General features: G+C 65.8%; 18 protein-coding genes. 7 read left to right on the top strand and 11 right to left on the bottom strand.

The genetic code is table 11. From position 1 onward, the window contains the following. Positions 1-102: 102 nt before the first annotated feature. On the bottom strand, positions 103-477 hold the full coding sequence (locus N551_RS0109930; RefSeq protein WP_027566855.1) for an Hpt domain-containing protein: 375 nt from the start codon (positions 475-477) through the stop codon (positions 103-105). A gap of 396 nt (positions 478-873) precedes the next feature. Between N551_RS0109930 and N551_RS0109925 the strand changes: the two genes are divergently transcribed. Then, a complete protein-coding gene (locus tag N551_RS0109925) occupies positions 874-6,516 on the top strand; it encodes a negative regulator of septation ring formation (RefSeq protein ID WP_027566854.1) in 5,643 nt (1,880 codons plus the stop codon). A 201-nt stretch (positions 6,517-6,717) separates the two neighbouring features. Here N551_RS0109925 and N551_RS0109920 read toward each other — a convergent pair whose 3' ends face one another. The 3 genes from N551_RS0109920 to N551_RS0109910 are packed head-to-tail and all read right to left on the bottom strand — an operon-like array spanning position 6,718 to position 9,519. Then, positions 6,718-7,596: an MlaD family protein gene (locus N551_RS0109920; RefSeq protein WP_027566853.1), complete on the bottom strand. Its 879-nt coding sequence runs from the start codon at positions 7,594-7,596 to the stop codon at positions 6,718-6,720. A 16-nt stretch (positions 7,597-7,612) separates the two neighbouring features. Next, positions 7,613-8,383, bottom strand: a complete 771-nt coding sequence (locus N551_RS0109915) for an ABC transporter ATP-binding protein (protein ID WP_027518968.1) — start codon at positions 8,381-8,383, stop codon at positions 7,613-7,615. Between the two features lie 2 nt (positions 8,384-8,385). Further along, on the bottom strand, positions 8,386-9,519 hold the full coding sequence (locus tag N551_RS0109910; protein ID WP_027566852.1) for an ABC transporter permease: 1,134 nt from the start codon (positions 9,517-9,519) through the stop codon (positions 8,386-8,388). 143 nt (positions 9,520-9,662) lie between these two features. Between N551_RS0109910 and dgcA the strand changes: the two genes are divergently transcribed. After that, entirely contained in the window at positions 9,663-10,658 is a 996-nt protein-coding gene (gene dgcA, locus N551_RS0109905; protein ID WP_027566851.1) for an N-acetyl-D-Glu racemase DgcA, read from the top strand. Here the strand turns inward: dgcA and N551_RS0109900 are convergent. Then, positions 10,628-11,824, bottom strand: a complete 1,197-nt coding sequence (locus N551_RS0109900) for a major facilitator superfamily domain-containing protein 6 (RefSeq protein ID WP_027566850.1) — start codon at positions 11,822-11,824, stop codon at positions 10,628-10,630. The genes dgcA and N551_RS0109900 overlap by 31 nt on opposite strands. Before the next feature lie 75 nt (positions 11,825-11,899). Between N551_RS0109900 and N551_RS0109895 the strand changes: the two genes are divergently transcribed. Then, a complete protein-coding gene (locus tag N551_RS0109895) occupies positions 11,900-13,255 on the top strand; it encodes a hypothetical protein (RefSeq protein ID WP_027566849.1) in 1,356 nt (451 codons plus the stop codon). Positions 13,256-13,325: 70 nt separating this feature from the next. Continuing rightward, positions 13,326-13,619, top strand: a complete 294-nt coding sequence (locus tag N551_RS0109890; protein WP_197031122.1) for a hypothetical protein — start codon at positions 13,326-13,328, stop codon at positions 13,617-13,619. Between the two features lie 19 nt (positions 13,620-13,638). Here N551_RS0109890 and N551_RS0109885 read toward each other — a convergent pair whose 3' ends face one another. After that, complete coding sequence (locus tag N551_RS0109885) at positions 13,639-13,998, bottom strand: hypothetical protein (RefSeq protein WP_007612410.1); 360 nt, start codon at positions 13,996-13,998, stop codon at positions 13,639-13,641. A 122-nt stretch (positions 13,999-14,120) separates the two neighbouring features. Between N551_RS0109885 and N551_RS0109880 the strand changes: the two genes are divergently transcribed. Beyond that, positions 14,121-14,438 (top strand): antibiotic biosynthesis monooxygenase, encoded by a 318-nt coding sequence (locus N551_RS0109880; protein ID WP_027566847.1) that lies wholly within the window; start codon positions 14,121-14,123, stop codon positions 14,436-14,438. A gap of 30 nt (positions 14,439-14,468) precedes the next feature. Here the strand turns inward: N551_RS0109880 and N551_RS0109875 are convergent, their stop codons facing one another. Continuing rightward, positions 14,469-14,912 (bottom strand): RbsD/FucU family protein, encoded by a 444-nt coding sequence (locus N551_RS0109875; RefSeq protein ID WP_027566846.1) that lies wholly within the window; start codon positions 14,910-14,912, stop codon positions 14,469-14,471. Positions 14,913-15,075: 163 nt separating this feature from the next. Here N551_RS0109875 and N551_RS0109870 point away from each other — a divergent pair, with 163 nt between their 5' ends. After that, positions 15,076-16,893 (top strand): caspase family protein, encoded by a 1,818-nt coding sequence (locus N551_RS0109870; RefSeq protein WP_027566845.1) that lies wholly within the window; start codon positions 15,076-15,078, stop codon positions 16,891-16,893. Between the two features lie 73 nt (positions 16,894-16,966). Here the strand turns inward: N551_RS0109870 and N551_RS0109865 are convergent, their stop codons facing one another. From N551_RS0109865 to thiD, 4 genes are all read right to left on the bottom strand, one after another. Next, entirely contained in the window at positions 16,967-17,950 is a 984-nt protein-coding gene (locus tag N551_RS0109865) for a threonine/serine dehydratase (protein ID WP_027566844.1), read from the bottom strand. A 63-nt stretch (positions 17,951-18,013) separates the two neighbouring features. After that, a complete protein-coding gene (locus N551_RS0109860) occupies positions 18,014-19,057 on the bottom strand; it encodes a glycosyltransferase family 1 protein (RefSeq protein ID WP_027566843.1) in 1,044 nt (347 codons plus the stop codon). Positions 19,058-19,070: 13 nt separating this feature from the next. Beyond that, positions 19,071-19,883, bottom strand: a complete 813-nt coding sequence (locus N551_RS0109855) for a UDP-2,3-diacylglucosamine diphosphatase (protein WP_007602023.1) — start codon at positions 19,881-19,883, stop codon at positions 19,071-19,073. 206 nt (positions 19,884-20,089) lie between these two features. Next, positions 20,090-20,890, bottom strand: a complete 801-nt coding sequence (gene thiD / locus N551_RS0109850; protein WP_027566842.1) for a bifunctional hydroxymethylpyrimidine kinase/phosphomethylpyrimidine kinase — start codon at positions 20,888-20,890, stop codon at positions 20,090-20,092. Between the two features lie 129 nt (positions 20,891-21,019). On the opposite strand from thiD, the gene N551_RS0109845 reads away from it, so the two are divergent. Continuing rightward, positions 21,020-21,265, top strand: a complete 246-nt coding sequence (locus N551_RS0109845) for an Lrp/AsnC family transcriptional regulator (RefSeq protein ID WP_007602021.1) — start codon at positions 21,020-21,022, stop codon at positions 21,263-21,265. The last annotated feature ends 13 nt before the right edge of the window (positions 21,266-21,278 follow it).

Below are 21,278 nucleotides of genomic sequence, written 5' to 3'. Positions count from 1 at the left end.
TCAGCCCGGCGCCATAGCGTTTTGTTGAAGTCGAGAATACCGCTTCGCGGGAAGAAAACCCGTCAAAACAAAAGACTAGAGCAGGGGTCTGGCCCTGTCGCCCTAAGGGTTGAGGATTGCCTCGATGGCGACGCGCGCCTCGGTCACCGCCTCTTTCAGCGCGGCGAAGGCGTGAGGCCGGCCCTGGCCGGTCTGAATCGCAGTCTCCAGGCTGGCTGCGGCATCCGCCACCGCAAAGGCGCCGATCCCACGCGCCGAGCCCTTGAGCTTGTGGGCGAGTGCGCCAGCCTCGGCCGGCAGCGCTGCCATTGCCGCGATCAGGCGCACCGCCTGCTCGGCAAACATCGTCAGCACTTCCTGTTCCAGCTCGGAATCGCCGAGCGTCATGCGGGAGAGATGATCGAGGTCGAGCGGGCTGTCGATGGGTGCAAGCGGGGGCGAGGGCATCCAGTCCATCCGTTGCAGTTCAGGCGTCATGGCGCAGGCCCCGGCATCGCGCGATGTCCGCCGGTCTGGCGGTCAAGTTCCCTCCACCCAAGCACGGAAATGGTTAACGAAATGTTCCGGCCGTTTTACGCAAATCTGCCTGTTTATTGACGAAAAGTTGCCGCAATCCGCCGAGTTCGGTGGAGAATTGCATTTATTGCTAAGGCCTTACGGCACGTTCCTGTTAACGATGATTAAGAATGTCTTAATCGCGGGCATTTCATTCGCGACGCTCTGCCAATAGGATGTTGGAGAAATTGGCGGACAAGCCGTCCGGGTGGGGATGGCTCGGAGATCCGCGCAAGCGGCATGATCCGGACTGTGGGCTTGCGTAGCGCGCAGAGCTCGCGGGGGGACGCGTACAAGTAACGAGGGCTCGGACTGAACATGGCAAACACTCCGAAAAAGGTCAAAGACCCCACAGAAGATGCGCTTTCTGCAATCCAGGAAGCCCTGAACATCAGCGACACGGCCGCGGACACCAGCCGCAACGCATCGATGCGCAGCGAAACGTCGCCCCCCGTCGCGCCACCGGCTCCCCCGATGTTCGACGAACCGAGCTTCGACGCGCGCCCCGCCGCGAACGAACGCGCGATGTTCGACCAGGTCGAGGAGCCGCGCTCCTCGCGCCGCGCCGCCAATGACGACCGTGCGACGATCGGCCAGCTCTTGCAGACGTTGCAGACGGGACGCCCGACCCGCAACATCTACACCGGCGCGACAATCTTCACCGTCATCTGGCTGGCGGCTTGCGCCGCGCTGACGGTCGGCTTCCTGCCTTCGATCCAGGCGGCGATGGGCCAGAGCGGCGGCGTGTTGGCCATTGCCGGCCTCGTCACGATGTTCTTCGCGCCGATCATGCTGTTCTTCTTCCTGGCGAGCCTCGTCTGGCGCGGCCAGCAAATGAGCTCGGTCGCGCAGGCAATGGCCCAGGTTGCGATCCGCTTCTCCGAGCCGGAAGGCTCGGCTTCGGATTCCATGGTGACCGTCGGCCAGGCCATCCGCCGCGAGGTTGCGGCGATGGGCGACGGCATCGAGCGCGCCATCGCGCGCGCCGGCGAGCTCGAGACGCTGGTCGCCAACGAGGTCGCGGCGCTCGAACGCGCTTATTCCGACAACGAAGTGCGCATCCGCGCCCTGCTCCAGGACATCGCGCATCAGCGCGACAATCTGGTCGGCCAGGCCGAGCAGGTCCGCAGCGCCATCTCCGGCGTGCAGATCGATTTGCGCCATGACATCGCGCTGATCTCGGACGCGATCGCCTCGCGCGTCGACGAGGTCGCCAAGTCCATCACCGGCGCGCTCGAAGAGCGCGGCGCCCACATCACCGGTGCGCTCAGCAACGCCGGCGACAACATGATCCTCGCGCTCGGCGAGCGCGGCGGCGACCTGCTCGACCGCCTCGAGGAGGCCAGCAACGAGACCACGCGCGCCGTGCTCGACGCCAGCGAGCGGCTGACCACCAGCCTCAATTTCAAGACCGGCCACGTTCACGACGAGTTCGTCGATCTCGCCGACCGCGTCCACGAAATGCTCAACGAGCGCATCGACCGCATCACCGGCGAGTTCGAGCAGCGCTCCGCCGCGATCGTCGACGGCATCTCCGAGCGTACCGAGCAGGTGCACGACAGCCTGAAGAATTCGTCGGACTCGCTGCTGCTCGAGCTCGAGCTGCGCTCCAACGACCTCTCCGCCAAGATCGACGACGCCGGCAACCGCCTCGCCGGCCACATCATGACCTCCGGCGACAAGGCGAGCGAAGCGCTCGACGCCACTGTCAACACGCTGGTCGCCAAGGTCGTCAGCCAGACCGAGACCGCGCACGACTCGCTCTCGCTCCAGATGAGCGCCTTCGACGAGCTGGTGAAGAACCAGGGCACCGAGCTTGTCGAGAAGTTCGCCCGCGACTCCGGCACGCTGGGCGCGCTGATCACCCGCCACATCTCCGAGTTCGACCGCACCGTGAAGACCTTCGGCGGCGAGATCGTCGATCGGATGGGCCAGCGCACGCAGGACATCCATGAGTCGCTGAAGACCTATGTCGACAATTTCGACACCCGCTTCACCTCCAACGGCGGCGCGATCACGGCTGTGCTCGACCAGCGCCTGGTGCAGTTCGAGACCACGATCGGCGAACGTGTCACCAACCTCGACGCCTCGCTGAACGGCAAGATCTCCAGCCTCGATTCTACGATCGACGGTCACATCAAGACCTTCGACGAGCAGCTCGTCGGCCGCGTCGCCGCGCTCGAACAGTCGTTCGATACCCGCGCGAAGTCGGTCACCGAGACCATCGATGGACGGCTCAACACACTCGCCTCGTCGCTGACCGACGGTGCCGCGCAGGCGATCCAGTCGATCGACTCCCGCCTCACCCACCTCACGACCTCGCTGACCGATGGCGCATCGCAGACCATCCAGTCGATCGACACGCGCCTCACGCATCTGACGACGACCCTCACCGGCGGCGCGTCGCAGGCGCTCGAATCCATCGACACGCGCCTCACCTACCTCACCACCGCGGTGACGAACGGCGCCTCGCAGGCCGTGCAGTCGATCGATACCCGCCTCACCCTCCTGACCTCGACGCTCACGGACGGCACCGCGCAGGCGATCGAGGCGGTCGACCGCCGCATCACCGGCGTCACCGAGATCATCGACGGCCGCAGCATGCACCTGACCGACACGGTCACGGCGCGGTTCCAGGAGATCCAGCAGGCCATCGAGACCAAGGTCGGCTCGGTCGCGAGCGACATCGACGTGCGCGTGGCGCAGTTCGAGGACCTGCTCGGCTCGCGCGTCGAGGCCGTCGCCGGCCGCATCGAGAGCAGCGGACGCCAGGCCAGCGAGGACATGATGTCCCGCGCCGAGATGATCTCGACCGCGATCCGCTCGCATGTCGAGGACGCCGAGCGCTCGCTCACCAATCTCGTGGTCAACACCAGCGAGACCATCCAGACCGGTGCGCGCACCGCGCAGCAGTCGCTGATGACGGTTTCCTCCGACGTCAATGCCCAGCTCAAGATGACCTCCGCCGAGGTCGAGCGCGCGCTGACCGCGGTCGGCACCGGTGCCGCGAACTCGATCCTGACCAGCGCCCGCGAAGCGCAGTCGACGCTGGTCGCCGCGTCGGGCGATGCCTCCAACCAGATCAAGGGGCTCGCGGCCGACGTCGAACGCACGCTGTCGTCGGCGGGCTCGGCGACCGCCGCCTCGATCCTGGCCGGTGCCCGCGAGGTGCAGACCACGCTCGTCACGGCGTCCTCGGACGCGGCCAACCACGTCAAGACCCTCACCGCCGACGTGCAGCGCTCGCTGTCCATGGCCGGCACCACCACGGCGGAATCGATCACCGCCGGCGCCCGCGATGCGCAGAGCACGCTGATCGCGGCCTCGAGTGAGACCGCCAACCAGATCAAGGCGCTGTCCTCGGACGTGCAGCGCTCGCTCTCGATGGCTGGCACCGCGACGGCAGAGACCATCATGACCGGCGCCCGCGAAGCCCAGAGCACGCTCGTCAACGCGTCCTCGGATGCGGCGAGCCAGGTCAAGTCTCTCGCCGCCGAAGTGCATCGCTCGCTCTCGCAGGTCGGCCAGTCCACCGCCGAGACGATCACGACCAGCGCCCGCGATGCCCAGAGCACCCTGCTGGCGGTCTCCGCCGAACAGACCGGCCAGGTCCGTTCGCTGGCGGCCGAGATGCAGCGCGCGCTGGCGACCGCCGGCGGCGCCACCATCGAGGCGCTCACGAGCGGCGTACGCGAAGCCCAGGGCACGCTGATCTCCGCCTCGACAGACGCTGCAAGCCAGATCAAGTCGCTGACCATAGACATCGAGCGCACGCTGACCTCGGTCGGCGCCGACACCGCCTCGACCATCCTCAACAGCGCGCGTGAGGCACAGACCTCGCTGACCTCGACTTCGGCTGATGCCGCAAGCCAGATCCGCACGATCTCGAGCGAGATCGAGCGTACGCTGAGCACGGCCACAGCGAACGCGACCAACGACATCCAGACCAGCGCGCTCAACGCCCAGAACGCGTTGATCAACGCTTCCAACGAGGCGAGCTCGCGCGTCAAGTCGAGCTCGGCCGATGTCGAGCGCTCGGTGCTCGCCGCCAGCAGCAGCTTCGGCCAGGCCATGACCGGCAAGACCGACGAGATCGTCACCTACGTGCAGCAGCAGTCCGACCGTCTCGCCAACATGATCGACGCCAAGCGCGGCTCGCTCGTGGACGCGATCGGCTCCAAGACCAGCCAGCTCACGCTCGACATCGACCGCGTCACGTCGGACGCGCTGAAGTCGATCGAGACGCGCGGACATGCGTTCTCGCAGACCATGATGGGCAACGGCTCCGAGGTGGCGCGGACCATCAACTCGGCGAGCGAGATGGCGACCGGTGCCGTCAACAAGTCGCTCAAGGACCTCGAGCAGGCCTCCCGCGCGGCAATCGACCAGTCGCGCCAGGTCTCGATCGCGGCCGTCACCGAGATGCAGGAGACCAGCAAGATCCTGCGAACCGACACGGTCGCCCTGTTCGAGCGCCTGCGCGAAGGCAACATCCTGCTCCAGGAGGTGCTGACCGGTGCGCACGACAACCTCAACTCGCTCGAGCGGGCGCTGGTGACGCGCGTCGCCGACTTCGTCTCGGCGATGAACGACGTCACCTCGCGCAACGGCGCTGCGACGCAGAACCTGGAAGACCAGCTCAACGTCTTCAACAGCAAGACCACGCGGGCACTCCAGGATCTCGGCGAGTTGTCGACCCAGTTCGACGCGCACGGCAAGGCACTGGTCGAGGCCGCGCAGGTCGTCGAGCAGAGCAACAAGAACACCACCGCCTCGCTCGCCGAACGCAAGGAGGCGCTGGAATCGCTCGTCACCACGATCGACCTGCGCACGGCCGATCTCGACCAGCGCCTGTCGCGCTTCACCGGCCTGCTCGATGAATCGCTGGCGGCCGCCGAAGAGCGTGCCCGCGACATCGCCCGCGTCGTCGCCGAGACCGCCGGCGCCGGTTCCGCCGCGATCACCCGCCAGTTCGAGGCGGTGCGGTCGGCCTCCGAAGAGGAGCACCGGCAGACCGTCGAGGCCATGCACGACATCTACCGCCAGACCACCGACGAGGCGGATGCGATGTTCAAGCAGTCGACCGAGAAGTTCACCAACCTCGTCTCCAGCATGAAGCAGATGGCGTTCGAGATGCACAACGAGCTCGAAGCCACCCGCAACGAGCTGCGCCGCGGCGTGCTCGAGATGCCCCAGGAGGCCGCCGAGAGCACTGCGCAGATGCGCAAGGTGATCGTCGACCAGATCGAGGCCCTCGCCGAGCTCAACCGCATCGTGGCCCAGCACGGCCGTGGTCTCGACGTCTCCACGACGGGCCGCGCCAGCGTGCAGCGGCAGGAAGAGCCGATGCTGGCGGCCGTCGGCGCGCGCAGCACCGAGACGCGCATGCGCGAGAGCGCCAGCGCCTCGACGCTGCCGCCGCCGGACCTCGGCATGCCGGCCTCCTCGCGCCGCACCGAAGCGCCGCCGGTGGCGCCGGCCGGCAACGACCAGGGCCGTGACGGCTGGCTGTCGGACCTCTTGAGCCGCACGGACGCCAACCAGGGTGCGCCTACCGGACGTGAGCCGCAGCGCGGCCGCCAGGCTGCACCGGCTCCGCAGCCGCAGGCTCCGCAAGGTGGCGGCAATCCGCTGGAATCCTTGTCGCTCGACATCGGCCGGCTGATGGACCGCAACCTCGCCTCCGAGATGTGGGACCGCTACCAGCGTGGCGAGAACAAGGCCTTCACCAAGCGCCTCTACACGCCCGCCGGCCAGAAGGCTTTCGACGAGGTCGCCCGCAAGTATCGCTCCGACCGCAATTTCAAGGCCACGGTCGACCGCTATGTCGCCGAGTTCGAACGCCTGCTCGACGAAGTCGCCCGCGACGGCCGCGGCCCGCAGGAGCTGCGCAACCATCTGACCTCCGAGACGGGCCTGGTGTACACGCTGCTCGCGCACGCAGCGGGCCGGCTGGGGTAAGCGGTTCGCAGCGATAGCGAACAGCGAATGAAAAACGGAGCCCTCGCAGGCTCCGTTTTGTTTTGGGAACGTCGTTGCGCCTCTACTCGTCATTGCAAGGAGCTCTTGCGACGAAGCAATCCAGACTGCTTCTGCGAGGCAGTCTGGATTGCTTCGCCTCGCTCGCAATGACGAAGGAGAGGGTCGAGTGCAACGCGCCTACTACCGCCTGCGCTCCGGCACGGCGGGCTTCGGCGGCTCGGGCGGCGGTGGCGGCGCGGCTGGCGGCGCGTTGTTGCTGGCGCCGAACAGGACGCGGGTCGGATTGCGGTCGAAATTGTTGACGGCGCGGCTGATGTCGCCGAGCGTGCGGCGGCCGTCGGTCATCAATGCGCCGGAGCGCTTGTCGAAATCGTCGGCCAGTTCGCGGATCGACTTCACCGCCAGAAACAGCTCGCCGCCGTCCTTGCCGCCGGCCAGCGTGTTGAGGCCGAGCATGAGGCTGTCGGCCTTGAGCATGACGCCGTCGACCTTGGCCATCACGCCGTCGATCTTCTCCGAGTTGCGGGCGAGCGAGTTGGTGAAGGTCTCGAGATTCTTCAGCGAGTTCTTCACCGACTCCTGATTGTCGGCGACGATCTTGTTGATGTTCTGGAGCGTGCCGCGGATCGCCTCGGTGACGTCCTGAAGCTTGTTGGGATCGGCCGTCAGCGTCGGGATGCCGTCCTCGTCGAGCGGCGGCGACGGCGCGGCCTCCTCGCCGCCCTTGAGCGAGATCGCGGCGACGCCGGTCAGGCCCTGGAATTCGAGGCCGACCAGGGTGTCCTTGCGGATCGGAGCGTTGTTCTCGACCATGGCGAGTGCGACAACCCGCCGCGGGTTGTCGAGCTTCACCGAGACCACCTCGCCCACCCTGATACCGTTGAAATTGACACTGCCGCCGTTGCGCAGGCCCGCGGCCGGGCCCTCGAACACGACGCGCAGGGGGCTGCGCTGCTTGGTCGTGTGCAACGACTGAAACCACAGCACGAAGCCGATCGCGGCGGCGATCACCGCCAGCGTGAACGACCCGATCAGCACGTAATTTGCGCGCGTTTCCATCAGCTACTCCGGCACCTCAGCCCATCACCGCGCGAGCGCGCTTGCCATGGAAATATTGCCTCAGCCAGGGATGCTGCGAGGCCTGCATGTCGGCGATCGACCCTGCCGCAATGATCTTACCGTTGCCTAAAACGGCGATGCGGTCACATGCTGTGTAAAGGCTATCGAGGTCGTGGGTTACCATGAAAACGGTCAGCCCCAAAGTCCGCTGCAGCGTCCTGACCAGCTCATCGAAGTCGCCGGCGCCGATCGGGTCCAGGCCCGAAGTCGGCTCGTCCAGGAAGACGAGATCCGGGTCGAGCGACAGCGCGCGCGCCAGGGCCACGCGCTTGATCATGCCGCCCGACAGTTCCGAGGGAAAGCGATCGGCCACTTCGGGCTTGAGACCCACCATGGTGAGCTTGGCGATGGTGATCTCGTCCATCAGCCGTTGCGACACTCGCAGATATTCGCGCATCGGAAACTGGATGTTCTGCCGCACCGTGAGCGAGGAGAACAGCGCGCCCTGCTGAAACAGCACGCCCCAGCGCCGCTCCACGTTGCGACGCTGCGAGGTATTGGAGGCATCCAGGTCGACGCCGAACACCTCGATGCTGCCTGCGACCTTGGGCACGAGGCCGATGATCGTGCGTGTCAGCACGGACTTGCCCGCGCCGGAAGGGCCGACGAAGCCAAGAATCTCGCCGCGCCTGACGTCGAGGTCCAGCCCGTCGAGCACGCGCGTCGCGCCGAATTGCACGGTGATGTCGCGGACGCGAATGATCGGGTTCTGAATTTCGGGAGCCATCGTCACATCCCGATCGCGGCGAAGAAGATGGCGAACACGCCGTCCATGACAATGACGAAAAAAATGCCTTTCACGACAGACGACGTCGTGTGCTGCCCGAGCGATTCCGCGCTGCCCTGCACCGCGAGCCCCTCGACGCAGGCGACGATGCCGATCACCGCGGCCATGACAGGTGCCTTGACGATGCCAACGATGAAATGGTCGATCGAGATAGCGTCGCGCAGCCGCAGCAGGAAAGCTTCCGGCTGCACGCCCCCATAGAGCCAGGCGACCAGGCCGCCGCCATAGAGCGCGGCCATCGCGCCGAGGAAGGCCAGGATCGGCAGCGCGAGAACGAGCGCGAGCATGCGCGGCAGCACCAGCACCTCGATCGGATCGAAACCCATGGTGCGCAGCGCGTCGATCTCCTCGCGCATCTTCATCGAGCCGAGTTCGGCGGTGTAGGCGCTGCCCGAGCGGCCCGCGACCATGATCGCGACCAGCAGCACGCCGATCTCGCGCAGCACCAGCACGCCGAGCATGTCGACGACGAACAGGTCGGCGCCGAACCTGCGGAAATGAAAGATGCCCTGCTGGGCGATGATGCAGCCGATCAGGAAGGTGATCAGCACCACGATCGGCACGGCGCGCCAGCAGACCTGCTCGAGATGATGCACGGTCGAGGTCAGGCGGAACGAGCGCGGATGAATCAGGGTGCGCGCGACCGCCGCGAGCACCGCGCCGAGCATGTCGATCAGGCCTGCGACCGTGCCGGCAACACCGGCCACGGTCTGGCCGATCTGCTCCAGCATGCCGGTGATGGTGATCGTGCTGGTGTCGATGACGGGCGTCGCCCTGACCCGCCGCACCTCGTCCACGAGGCTCGAATAATTGGCGGAGAGGCCGGCGATCTGCGCCTCGACGGCGCCCTGCGTCAGGCTGCGGCGCAGCCGCTCGATCAGCCAAGCGCCGAAGGTGTCGAGCTTGGAGACCTCGGAAACGTCGATGAAGATGCTTTGCGGGCCGCCGGCGAGCTTCTCGGCGTCAGCCACCATCCGCTCCAGAACCGGCGCGAAGCTCGCGGTCCAGGTTCCGGTGGCGCAGAGTGCCAGCGCATTGCCCTTCGCAATCCGTTCCAGCTTCGGATCGCCGTTCAAGATGTCCGCTCCCGTGCCGGGGCGCGAGAAACGGATGAAATCAGATGGTTGCGCACGCGCCCTTACCCAGAGAAGGTATCCCCAACTGGTTAACCTTAGTTGCTAGAGGTAACCAGCAGGTTCAGATTTCGCCAGAGTTCAAAATGACTTCCAGCAAAGTTCCTGCCCTCGCCGCGCGAATCGAGCGCTTTCCCATCGCGGGCAGTTTCACCATCAGCCGGGGCGCCAAGACCGAGGCCGTGACGGTCGTGGCAGAGGTCAGCCGGGACGGCCTGACCGGCCGCGGCGAATGCGTGCCCTATTCCCGCTATGGCGAGACGCCCGAGGCGACCCTTGCCGCCATCCAGGCCATGCAGGCGGCCGTGGCCCGCGGCCTCACCCGTCAGGCCCTGCAAGCCGCGATGCCGCCCGGGGCCGCCCGAAATGCCCTGGATTGTGCCCTGATCGATCTGGAAGCCAAGACGGCCGGCTTGCGGGCCTGGAGCCTGCTCGACCGCCCGGCGCCGGGCGAGCGCACCACGGCCTACACGATCTCGCTGGGCACGCCCGAGGCCATGGCGGCGGCGACCGCCAAAGCGGCGCACCGGCCGCTGCTCAAGATCAAGCTCGGCGGCGACGGCGATCCGGAGCGGATCACGGCGGTGCGCGAGGCGGCGCCCGAATCCGAGTTGATCGTGGATGCCAACGAGGCCTGGACCGAGGCCAATCTGGAGCACAATCTTGCCGCCTGCGAGGCCGTCGGCGTCACCTTGGTCGAGCAACCGTTACCCGCCGGCAAAGACGACGCGCTGGCGCGGATCAAGCGGCCGCTCGTGGTCTGCGCCGACGAAAGCGTGCACGACCGCAACTCGCTCGCAGCCTTGCGCGAGCGCTACGACGCCGTGAACATCAAGCTCGACAAGACCGGCGGCCTCACCGAAGCGCTGGCGATGGCCGATGCCGCTCAGGCGCTCGGCTTCGAGATCATGATCGGCTGCATGGTCGCGACCTCGCTGTCGATGGCGCCGGCAATGCTGGTGACGCCGCAAGCGCGCTTCGTCGATCTCGACGGCCCGCTGCTGCTGGCGCACGACCGCGATCATGGCCTGCGTTATGATGACAGCCTGGTCTATCCGCCGGACTCGTCGCTCTGGGGCTGAGCTTTCAGCCGGTGCCGCGCCGACCAGATCAGAAGCGAGCCGCCGGCGGCCATCGCCGCCATGACGTAATACAGGCCGTCGCCGATGCGGGCGTAGATCGCGCCTGACGCGATCGAGGTGGTCGCACCCAGCAGGCCGTTGCACGCGGCGTAGTAGCCCTGCCCCCGCGCGATCTGATGCGACGGCACGCGCTGCACCAACAGGCTCATGGTGCCGAGAATGGTCATCCCGAAGGTCAGGCCGTGGCCGAGCTGCACGATCGCCAATAGCGCGAGCGGCGGATCATGCGCGGTGACGACCCAGCGCACGACCGCGCTCGCGCCTCCGATCGCCATGAGCGCGGACGGATGCAGCGAGAAGCGCGGCGACAGCGCGAACACGATGATCTCGGCGATCACCCCCAACGTCCAGAGGCCCGCGATCGTCAGCCCGCCGAGGCCCTGGGCCTGCCAGTTGATGGCCGAGAACGTATAATACGCGACGTGACTGCCCTGGATCAGCGCGGCCGAAACGATGATGGCCCAGAAGCCGGCATCGCGCAGCAGCGCCTTGCCGGCATGCGCCACTGTCGTTCTTCGCCTGACATCGTCGAGCGGCTGAAGCAGCATGCCGGCGGCGACCGCAACAACAGCCCAGGCGACGATGATCCAGATCAGATCGCGCGCCGCGATATGGTCCACGAGATAGCCGCAGGCGAGCGAGCCGGCCGCGAAGGCTGCCGAACCCCACAGCCGCACCGGCCCGTAATCGAGCCCGTAGCGGGCGACGCCACGCAGCGCATAGGCGTCGGTCAGCGGCATGGTCGGCGTCCACATCATGCAGGTCAGCGCATAGATCAGGAACAGCGCCAGCGGCTGCTGCTGCAAGCCGACCGCCGTGAACCCGATCGCCGTGGCCAGCACGGACACCATCATGCCGGCGCGAATCGCATGTCGCTTTTCGGCAATGGCGGTGACCTGCGGCAGCGTGGTGAAGCGCGTGATCGCGGGCAGCGCGTTGATGAGGCCGATCCAGGCCGCGTCGATGCCGATTGCCTTCAGCCAGACCGGAAAGAACGGCAGATGCGTACCCGACACCGCGAACACCGCCGAATAGAACAGCGCGAGGCTGACGGCGAATCGCCGCTTCCGAGATGCTGCGATGGGGATTTGTGATTCGCCTGCCATCAAACCAATTGCGATTCGGCCGATATCGTGGTGATCGTTACAGTAACGCGTACTGATTTGCGCGACGAGATTGACATGGCCAACGAAGCATTCGCCCTCTCGCCTATGTCTGCCCGTGCGGCCGAGCCGAACGAGCAGGATTACGACGCGATCCGCGAAGCCTTCATGGAGACCGCGCGCGGCCGCTGGTTCCTTGGCGAATATGCCAAGCGAAACCGCAATGCGGATACCCGCATGGTGCTCGAGGCGGTCGCGAAAATCGAAGAAACCCTTGCGGCACAGCGCCAACCCGTCGTCGAGGACCGCCTGCCCGAGGCGCTGGTCGCGATCCGGCACGCGATGCGCGAAGCCGAGACGATCGCGATCGCGGCGTTCGATCCCGGGGCGATCGAGGCGAGCCTCGCGCCGATCCCGCGCGGCCTGCGCATCATCAAGGAGATCTCCTGGCGCTGGCGCGAGATCGGCGCCGACGGGCGAATCTGCGACCTGATTGATTCGCAGCTCGCCTCCATCGAGGCGGCCTGCGCGCAGGTTTTGACCATCGACCCCCGCGCCGACCTCAAGGCCGCATTCGATCTGCTCAAGGAGCGGATCGACCAGACCGACGCCGACGCAACGCCGCAGCCCGCGCGCCCCTCGCCGGCTCCGGTGCAGGAGGCACCCTCGCCCGTTGCGGAAGCTCCGCCTGCGGAGGCCGTGCCTGCGGCGATGGCCAGCGAAGCAGCCGTGGCTTTTGCGGAGGCGCCGCAGGACATCGTAGAGGCGATCGAGCCCGAAGCAGCCGTGGAGACGGCTGGCGTCGCTGACGCCTTCTCTATTGCCGAGCAGGCGACCCTCGCCGAGAGCCGGATCGCGCCTGAAGACATCGCTTTTGAAGAGCCGGCCACTGAGGCCTTCGCGGAGGTGACGGACGAATTTTCGCTCAATGCCGCCGCCGAAGCCGAGGACGAAGCCATCCTCGAGGCCATCGCGCTGGAGATGGCCGCGCCAGATCCGGAATTCGACGAGATCATCGAACCGGTCGAGATGGAAGCGACCAATACGGAGCCGGCGGTTGCGGAGGCCGCAGCGCCCATCGCAGCCGAGATACCGGAGCCGATCGCACCCGAGCCAGTCGCCGCCGCAGCGATCGTGGAGGAGCCTGTAGAGGAAGCGCCGATCGCGATGGAATCGCTAGCGCGCCTCACCAACGCCATTGCGGAAGCCGCCGCCGAAGTGATGGAGCAGCCGGCGCCGGTGATGGCCGCCACCGCGACATTCGGCGCGGCGCAGGCCACGACGCTGCCGATGCCCTCGCCGGTTCCGGAAGCCTCGCTCGGCGCCACCATCCTCGCCAGCGGCATCCTGCAAAAACCCCGCGCCGCCGCAAACGACCCCATGGCGCCCATCCGCCGCATGACCCAGGCCGAGAAGATCGCGTTCTTCTCGTAAGGGGGCAACCATCTCCTCAACCGCAGACACCCTCACCCTCTGGCGTCCCGTCGGTCCGAAAGAGCTGGAACTGATCCAGCAAACGGGCATGCGCGCGTTTCCGCCGCGCTTGCCCGACCAGCCGATCTTCTATCCAGTCTTGACGGAAGACTACGCCATCAAGATCGCGCGCGACTGGAATGTGCCAGCGAGCGGCGCGGGCTTCGTGACGCGCTTTGCTGTCGAGCGCAGCTTTATCGCGAAGTACGACGTGCAGGAGGCGGGCGGCCGCTCACATCTGGAGTACTGGATTCCGGCCGAAGACATGGATGCCTTCAATGCCGCAATCGTCGGCCTGATCGAGGTCGTCCGTAGCTTCCCTTAGCCGCCGCGCGCTCAGCCCATCATCCGCAATTCCACACCGCACCGATCGGCGTCCGCGTCCAGCATGGCCCAAAACTGCCGCCATTGTAGCGGCCGCCGCCGAAGCCGGGCCGGCCGAAATAGCGCCACTCACCATCCCAGCCGTAATATTGCGGGACCGGATCGATGTACCAATGGCGCCGGTCGCTAGGCGACATCCGCCGCATCGCTTCCTTCTGCTTGTAGAGCGGAATGCTGTTGCTCAGCGGCTGGCGATAGCCGGGCAGGAAGCCATAGCCATGCCAGGCTTGCTTGGGACGCTTTTGGATCGAAGCAGCCGGCGCGACAGCCGGCAGCAGCGACAGGACAATAGCGACAGATAGACACATAAGGCGCGACATGGACCGACCATAAACAGTCGGATGCCGGCAGGCCATTCAAATTCGGGTGGGCAATGTAACAAAGCCCATCCCGAAACCGAAGAGATCGAGAACGGAAATCCACCACCGAGGGTCAAGGAAATATGATTGGTGAAGTGATTGTCATTGGCGATCTGCAATTGCGTGACGGCGCCTCTGTCGACGAACACGACCGACTCGGCGAGCGCATGTACGACATCGTCAGCCGTCTTCCCGGCTTTCTGTCGGTCAAGTCGTTCAAAGCCGACGACGGCGAGGAGCTCACCGTGTTCCGTTTTGCCTCGGAGGAAGCGCTCGAAGCCTGGCGCACCCACCCCGAACATGTCGAGACGATGAAGCGGGGACATGCCGAGTTCTACGCCAGCGGCTTCCTGCAGATCTGCAAGGTGATCCGCGAGGTCGGACCGTTCGAGCACGCGTGACGCAGTCTCGCATCGTTCGATCGTGCGCTTCTAGCTGATCACACCCTTCCTGATCAGGAAGCATCCGTAACTGCTGCTGTCGCCGACCTGCACGACGCCAAAGCTCGCCGCCGCCGCGCGATAAAAATCCGGCCGGGAGAGTTTTCCGGGCGTGACCGGCCGGCCGGCGGCGCGTTCGATCTCGGCGAGCACCGCGCGCTGCACGTCGGGGACGCGATCGGGATCGTCGACCGGCATCATCACGCGCACCGGATCGGGATCGAAATCGTCGAGCGGATAGACCGATATGATGGCGCGGATCGCGGTCTCCATGCTCATGCCCGGCAACTGGATCAGGCGCCGCGAGTGCGTGCTCTGCGCGATGCGTGCCGCCGGGTGGTTGGCATCGACGAAAACGAGGTCGTCGCCATGGCCCATCGAAGCCAGCAGCCAGAGCAGGTCGGGCGTGAGGATCGGATCGATCGATTTCAGCATGTGACGACTGTCCTCCCATCGTGCACCCACCCCGGCGGGTTCCAAGCGTGATTCAGATCACGCAACCTACCATGGTGATGGCGATCACGGACCTCAAACTCGAACGCGGCCAAGCTCCCGGGCAACCAATCTCGTATCGAGATCAGTGCCAAAGGAGCACGCCATGTTCCGCCTAAAACCTTTCCTGATGACGGCCAGCCTGCTGGGAAGCCTGTTCGGCTTCGCCTGCGGCCCTGTTTCCGCGCAAGTCGCTCCGGTCGAGCCGGCCCCCACCGCGCTGCAAGGCCCGGAACAGCGCGTGGCGCTGGTGATCGGCAATTCGAACTACCAGAACGCGCCGCAGCTCGCCAACCCCGACAATGACGCGGAGTCCATGGCGAAATTCCTGAATTCGGCCGGGTTCGAAGTGGTCGCCGCGACCGACCTGACCCAGAACGACATGCTTCGCGTGGTGCAGGACTTCTCCGCCAAAGTGTCGGCGCGCGGTCCGAACACGGTGGCGATGGTCTACTACGCCGGTCACGGCGTGCAGCTCGCCGGCGAGAATTACCTCGTTCCCGTCGACGCCAAGGTCTCGAGCCAGACCGAGCTCGTCAACAACTCCGTCCGCCTGGTCGACGTGATGTCGACGCTGGAGACGATCCCGAGCCGCATGCGCATCGTCATCCTCGATGCCTGCCGCAACAACCCGTTCCCGAACGTGAATGATGCCGGCCGTGGCTTGGCCATCGTCGATGCCCCGAACGGTTCGATCGTCGGTTACTCGACCGCGCCGGGCGCGGAAGCGCAGGACGGCACCGGCGGCCACAGCCCCTACACGCAGGCCTTCCTGAACGTCGCGCGCGAGCCCAACGTGCCAATCGAGCAGCTCTTCAAGCGCGTGCGCCTCGAAGTGAACCAGACTACCAGCGGCGCGCAGATCCCGTGGGAGAGCTCGTCGCTGACGTCCGACTTCACCTTCTTCGGCGACACCGCCGTTGCCGCCAACCGCGCGCCGGTGAATGCGCCTGTGGTGCAGATGGCCTCCAACCTGCCGAGCCGCTCGACCCGCCAGGCCTATGACTACGTCGTGTCCGAAGCCCGCCCGGAGTACTATCAGGAGTTCATCACGATGTATCCGCACGACCCGCTGTGCGATCACGTCCGCTGGCTGCTCAACAACCTGCTGCTCACGCAGGCCTGGCACAAGACGGTGCTCGCGAACTCGCCGGTCGCCTACAAGAACTTCTACGACAGCTACGGCAACACGCCCTATGCGCAGGTCGCGCTGAAGCTCCAGATGCAGCCGAAGCAGATCCCCTTGATGCAGGCGACCAAGTTCCTGGCGCCGCAGAATATCGCCCCGACCTTCAAGATCGGCAATCTCGGCCAGCCCAAATACATGCCGCTGCAGCAGGGTAATGGCGGCGCGCAAGTGAACGGCAATTTGCCGATCGTGCAGAAGTCGGGCGACAACAACGGCATCGGCAAGCTCGGCAATGGCGGCCAGATCGTCAACCTGCCGGCGGGCAACAACCAGCCCAACCAGCAGAACGGCACGCCGTCGCAGACCCCGGGCAAGATCGTCACCCTGCCCGCGCCGACCAACACCACCAACAACAATGGCGGCATCGGCAAGATCGTGACGCTGCCTGCGACCAACAAGACGCCGAACGGTACTGCTAACGGCACGACCAATGGCACGACCAATGGCACTCCTGGCAAGATCGTGAGCATGCCGGTGAATGTCGGCAAGGGCGGTACGACCATCGATGCGAAGCCCGTCAAGGTTCAGACCCAGAACAACCCGATCCGCATCGACAACGGCGCGAAGATCAACAACAACCCGGTGAGCAAGGTGCAGGTGCAGAACAACACCCGCCCGCAGTTCAACACGACCAACCGGATCGTCAACAATAGCGGCAACAACAACTTCCGGCAGTCGATGAACCAGAGCCCGGGCGGTAACGGCGGCAACAACCACCGCGGCTTCATGCACTGATCGCGGTCGGCCCACACAACAAAGGGGCAGAGCGATGACGCTCTGCCCTTCTTCATGTCAGAAGATTAGACTATCAGGCCACCAGCTCGGCAAACAGATCAGCGTCGACATTGCCGCCGGAGAGCACGATGACGACGTTCTTGCCGGCAACATCGAGTCGCCCCGCAAGCAGCGCGGCCAGGCCGACCGCTCCGCCCGGCTCCACCACGAGCTTCAGCTCGCGATAGGCAAACGCGACGGCCGCGCCGACTTCCTTGTCCGAGGCGGTGACGCCGCGCGCGAGCAGCTTGCTGTTGATCGCGAACGTCATCTCGCCGGGGATCAGGGCCATCAGCGCATCGCAGATAGTGCGGCCTGCCGGCCCGTGCGGCTCGCGATGACCTGCGGTCAGCGACAGGCCGTGATCGTCGAAAGCCTCGGGTTCGGCGACGACGATTTGCGCCAGCGGATAGCGCGCCTTCACGGCCGTCGCGACGCCCGCGATCAGACCACCGCCGGAGGCCGGCGCCACCACGATGTCAGGGGCGAGACCAAGTGCCGCCATGTCCTCGGCGATCTCGCGGCCGGCGGTGCCTTGGCCGGCGATCACGAAGGGATCGTCATAGGGCCTGACCAGCGTCGCACCGCGCTTCTCGGCGATGCCGCGCGAGATCGCCTCGCGGTCGTCGCGGTCGCGGTCGTACAGCACGACCTCGGCACCGTAGGATTTGGTGCGCTCGCGCTTCGACAACGGCGCATCCGCGGGCATCACGATGGTCGCCTGCATGTCGAGGATCTTGGCCGCCGCCGCCACGCCCTGGGCGTGATTGCCGGAGGAGAACGCCACCACGCCGCCGGCGCGCTTGTGCTGCGGGATCGAGGCGACCTTGTTGAAGGCACCCCGGAACTTGAACGAGCCGGTGCGCTGGAGCATCTCCGGCTTGAGATAGACCTTTGCGCCGACACGTTCGTTGAGCACGGGAAAGGACAACAGCGGCGTACGGACGGCGAAGGGTGCGATCACGCGCGCTGCGGCATCGATATCGGCAGGGCCGATCGGGAGGAGCTGTTCTGTCATGCCTGATGTTATCGCGGCGGATGAGGCGCGGGCAAGGCATCTCCGCGCGAGCATTCTGGGCTCTCAGGCGACGAATCGCGCCGGCTCCGCCCCGTTCCGGCCCGGCAGCACCGCGCCGACCGCCAAAATGCTGTCGATAAAGGCCCGGGCCGAGGCCTCCCAGGTGTAGTTGGAGGCGAATTCGACACAGTCCTGCCGGGAGATGTCCAGCGCGGCGAAGCAGGCGCTGCGCAGATCGTGATCGAGCGCGCCGACCGGCGCATCGCCGATCACGTCGCGGGGCCCCTTCACCGGAAACGCCGCGACCGGCAGGCCGCTCGCCAGCGCTTCGAGCAGGACCAGGCCGAAGGTGTCGGTTTTGCTCGGAAACACGAAGACATCGGCGGCAGCGTAAATGTCCGCCAGTTCCTCACCGTGCTTTTCGCCGAGGAAGATCGCGTCCGGATAGGCCTCCTCCAGCGCGACACGCTCCGGACCGTCGCCGACGATCACCTTGGTGCCGGGCAGGTCGAGGTCGAGGAAGGCCTCGAGATTCTTCTCTACCGCGACCCGGCCGACCGACAAGAACACCGGCGCGGGCAGGCAGAGGTCGATCGCGCGGGGGTGGAACAGGCTGGTATCGACGCCGCGAGGCCACAGCACGACATTGTCGAAGCCGCGCTCGGTCAGCTCGCGGGCGAGCGCCGGCGTTGCCGCCATCACGGCGCGGCTGGGGCTGTGGAATCGGCGCAGCGCCCGCCAGATCAGGGATTCCGGAACCGGCACCCGGGCACGGACATATTCGGGGAAGCGGGTGTGGAAGCTGGTCGTGAAGGGCAGCTTGCGCTGGCGGCAATAGCGCCGGACCATCAGGCCGATCGGCCCCTCCGTCGCGATGTGGATGCTGTCCGGATGCGCCTCCTCGATCAGCTTCGCGATTCTGCCCGGCCGCGGCATGGCCAGACGCACGTCCCGATAGCTTGGCATCGCAAAGGTGCGGAACGATTGCGCCGTCAGGAACGCGAATTCGACGCCAAGGCTCTGGGCGGCGTCATTAAGCTTGGTCAGCGTCCGAACCACACCGTTGACTTGCGGGTGCCAGGCGTCGGTCGCGACCAGGATGCGCATCAGGATGCCCTTGTCATGCGGCTCTGGCTGCGACCTGCGGGACTTGTGCCGGCTTCTCGGCCTGGTCCGCCCAGGTGATGATCTCGAAATGGCCGTCGTCGTGCTCGACCAGCGCCGTGCAGCTCTCGACCCAGTCGCCGCAATTCATGTAGCGGATGCCGCCCTCGTCGCGGATCACCGCGTAATGGATATGGCCGCAGATCACGCCGTCGGCGTCGTGGCGCCGCGCCTCGGCGGCGAGCGCCTGCTCAAACGCGCCGATATAGTTGACGGCATTCTTGACCTTCTGCTTGGCCCATTGCGACAGCGACCAATAGGGCACTTTGAACATGCGCCGGAAGAAGTTGACGAAACGATTGAGCTGGATCGCGAAGTCGTAGGCCTTGTCGCCGAGATGGGCGAGCCAGCGTGCGTTCTGCACCACGAGGTCGAAGATGTCGCCGTGGATGACGAGATAGCGCTTGCCGTCCGCGCCGGTGTGGACGGTATTCTCGACCACGTCGATGCCGCCGAAATGAGTGCCGTAATAGTTGCGCAGGAATTCGTCGTGATTGCCGGGAATGTAGATGACCTTGGCGCCCTTGCGCGCCTTGCGCAGAAGCTTCTGGACGAGGTCGTTATGCGATTGCGGCCAATGCCAGCTCGATTTCAGCGCCCAGCCGTCGACGATGTCGCCGACGAGATAGATCGTGTCGGCATCATGGAAACGCAGGAAGTCGAGCAGAAGGTCGGCTTGAGAACCGCGGGCTCCGAGATGAACGTCGGAGATGAACAACGTGCGAAAGCGCCGCTCCGGGCTCTCGTCACTCACATCGTAACTTCCCATGCGCCAGCCTGTAACAATGTCCCGTGACAGGGGGATGACCAATTGAACCTTTGAGGCACCTTCGGAACCGAATCGCGCTTGCCTCGCCCACCCCGCGAATATCAGTCGCATGCGACAATCAGGCGACATCGCGTCGCAGCGCCCTCCGCAACAACCCGGAACTGCATGGGCTCGATGGGTTGACGGCGGCGCGCTCGCGAGCGGCGTCAGTAAAATTTGTGGAAGTGATGGATCGGGCCGTGGCCGTGGCCGACGCTGAAGCGGTCGGCGGCCGCGATCGCCGCGCTGATCCAGAACTTGGCGTTGCGCACGGCGCGCTCGAGATCCTCGCCTCTGGCGAGCCCGGCGGCGACCGCCGAGGACAGCGAGCAGCCGGTGCCATGGGTGTTGCGAGTGGCAACGCGCGGCGCGGCCAGCGCGATCGTGGTGCTGGCATCGACGAAATAGTCGATGCTCTCGGCGCCCTCGCCGTGCCCGCCCTTGATCAGGACCGCCCGGCAGCCGAGCGCCATCAGCCGGCGCCCCTGGCTCTCGATCTCGGCCTCGCTGGCCGCGACCGGTTCGCCGAGCAGAGCCGCGGCCTCTGGCAGATTGGGTGTGATCACCGAGGCCAGCGGCATCAGCTTGATGCGCAGGGCGTCGACCGCTTCGGAGGCGAGCAGGCGATCCCCCGATGTCGCCACCATCACGGGATCGAGCACGATATGCCGGGGCGCCCAGCGCGACAGCGCGGCCGCGATCGCATCGATGCTGGCGGCTTGCGCTACCATGCCGATCTTGACCGCGCCGACCTCGAGATCGGAAAACACCGCATCGATCTGCGCGGTGACGAATTCGGCGGGCACCGCATGAATGCCGGTGACGCCGCGGGTGTTCTGCGCGGTCAGCGCCGTGATGGCGGACGCGCCAAAAACGCCGAGCGCAGCAAAGGTCTTCAGGTCGGCCTGGATGCCGGCGCCGCCGCTCGAATCGGAGCCGGCAATGGTCAGCGCGACGGGCGTCGTCATGGGGCGATTTTCCGCGTTTTCGAAGCCATGGCCCGTCCTAGCGCGCCTCCCCCGGCCCAGCAAGTTCGCTTGCTAAATTCGGCCGGGTTTGGCCTATTAGCCGCCAGATATGCTTTCGGAGTGACCGCGATGGTTCCCTTTTTCGTCCAGATCAAATGCAAGCTCGGCCAATCCTATGTAGTCGCCAATGCGCTTGCCGAAGCCGAGATCGCCTCCGAGATCTATTCCACGGCCGGTCAATACGACCTGCTGGTGAAGTTCTACGTCGACAACGACACCGATATCGGCCACTTCGTCAATGAGAAGGTGCAGGTGTTGCCTGGCATCCAGGACACCCTCACCATCATCACCTTCAAGGCGTTTGGCGCGAGTTGACCGTCCGAAAAAG

It is taken from the genome of Bradyrhizobium sp. URHA0013 (assembly GCF_000518345.1).
Classification (GTDB): domain Bacteria; phylum Pseudomonadota; class Alphaproteobacteria; order Rhizobiales; family Xanthobacteraceae; genus Bradyrhizobium.
Note: the sequence above shows the minus strand (reverse complement) of the source record. Positions and strands in the feature narration are given on the sequence as shown.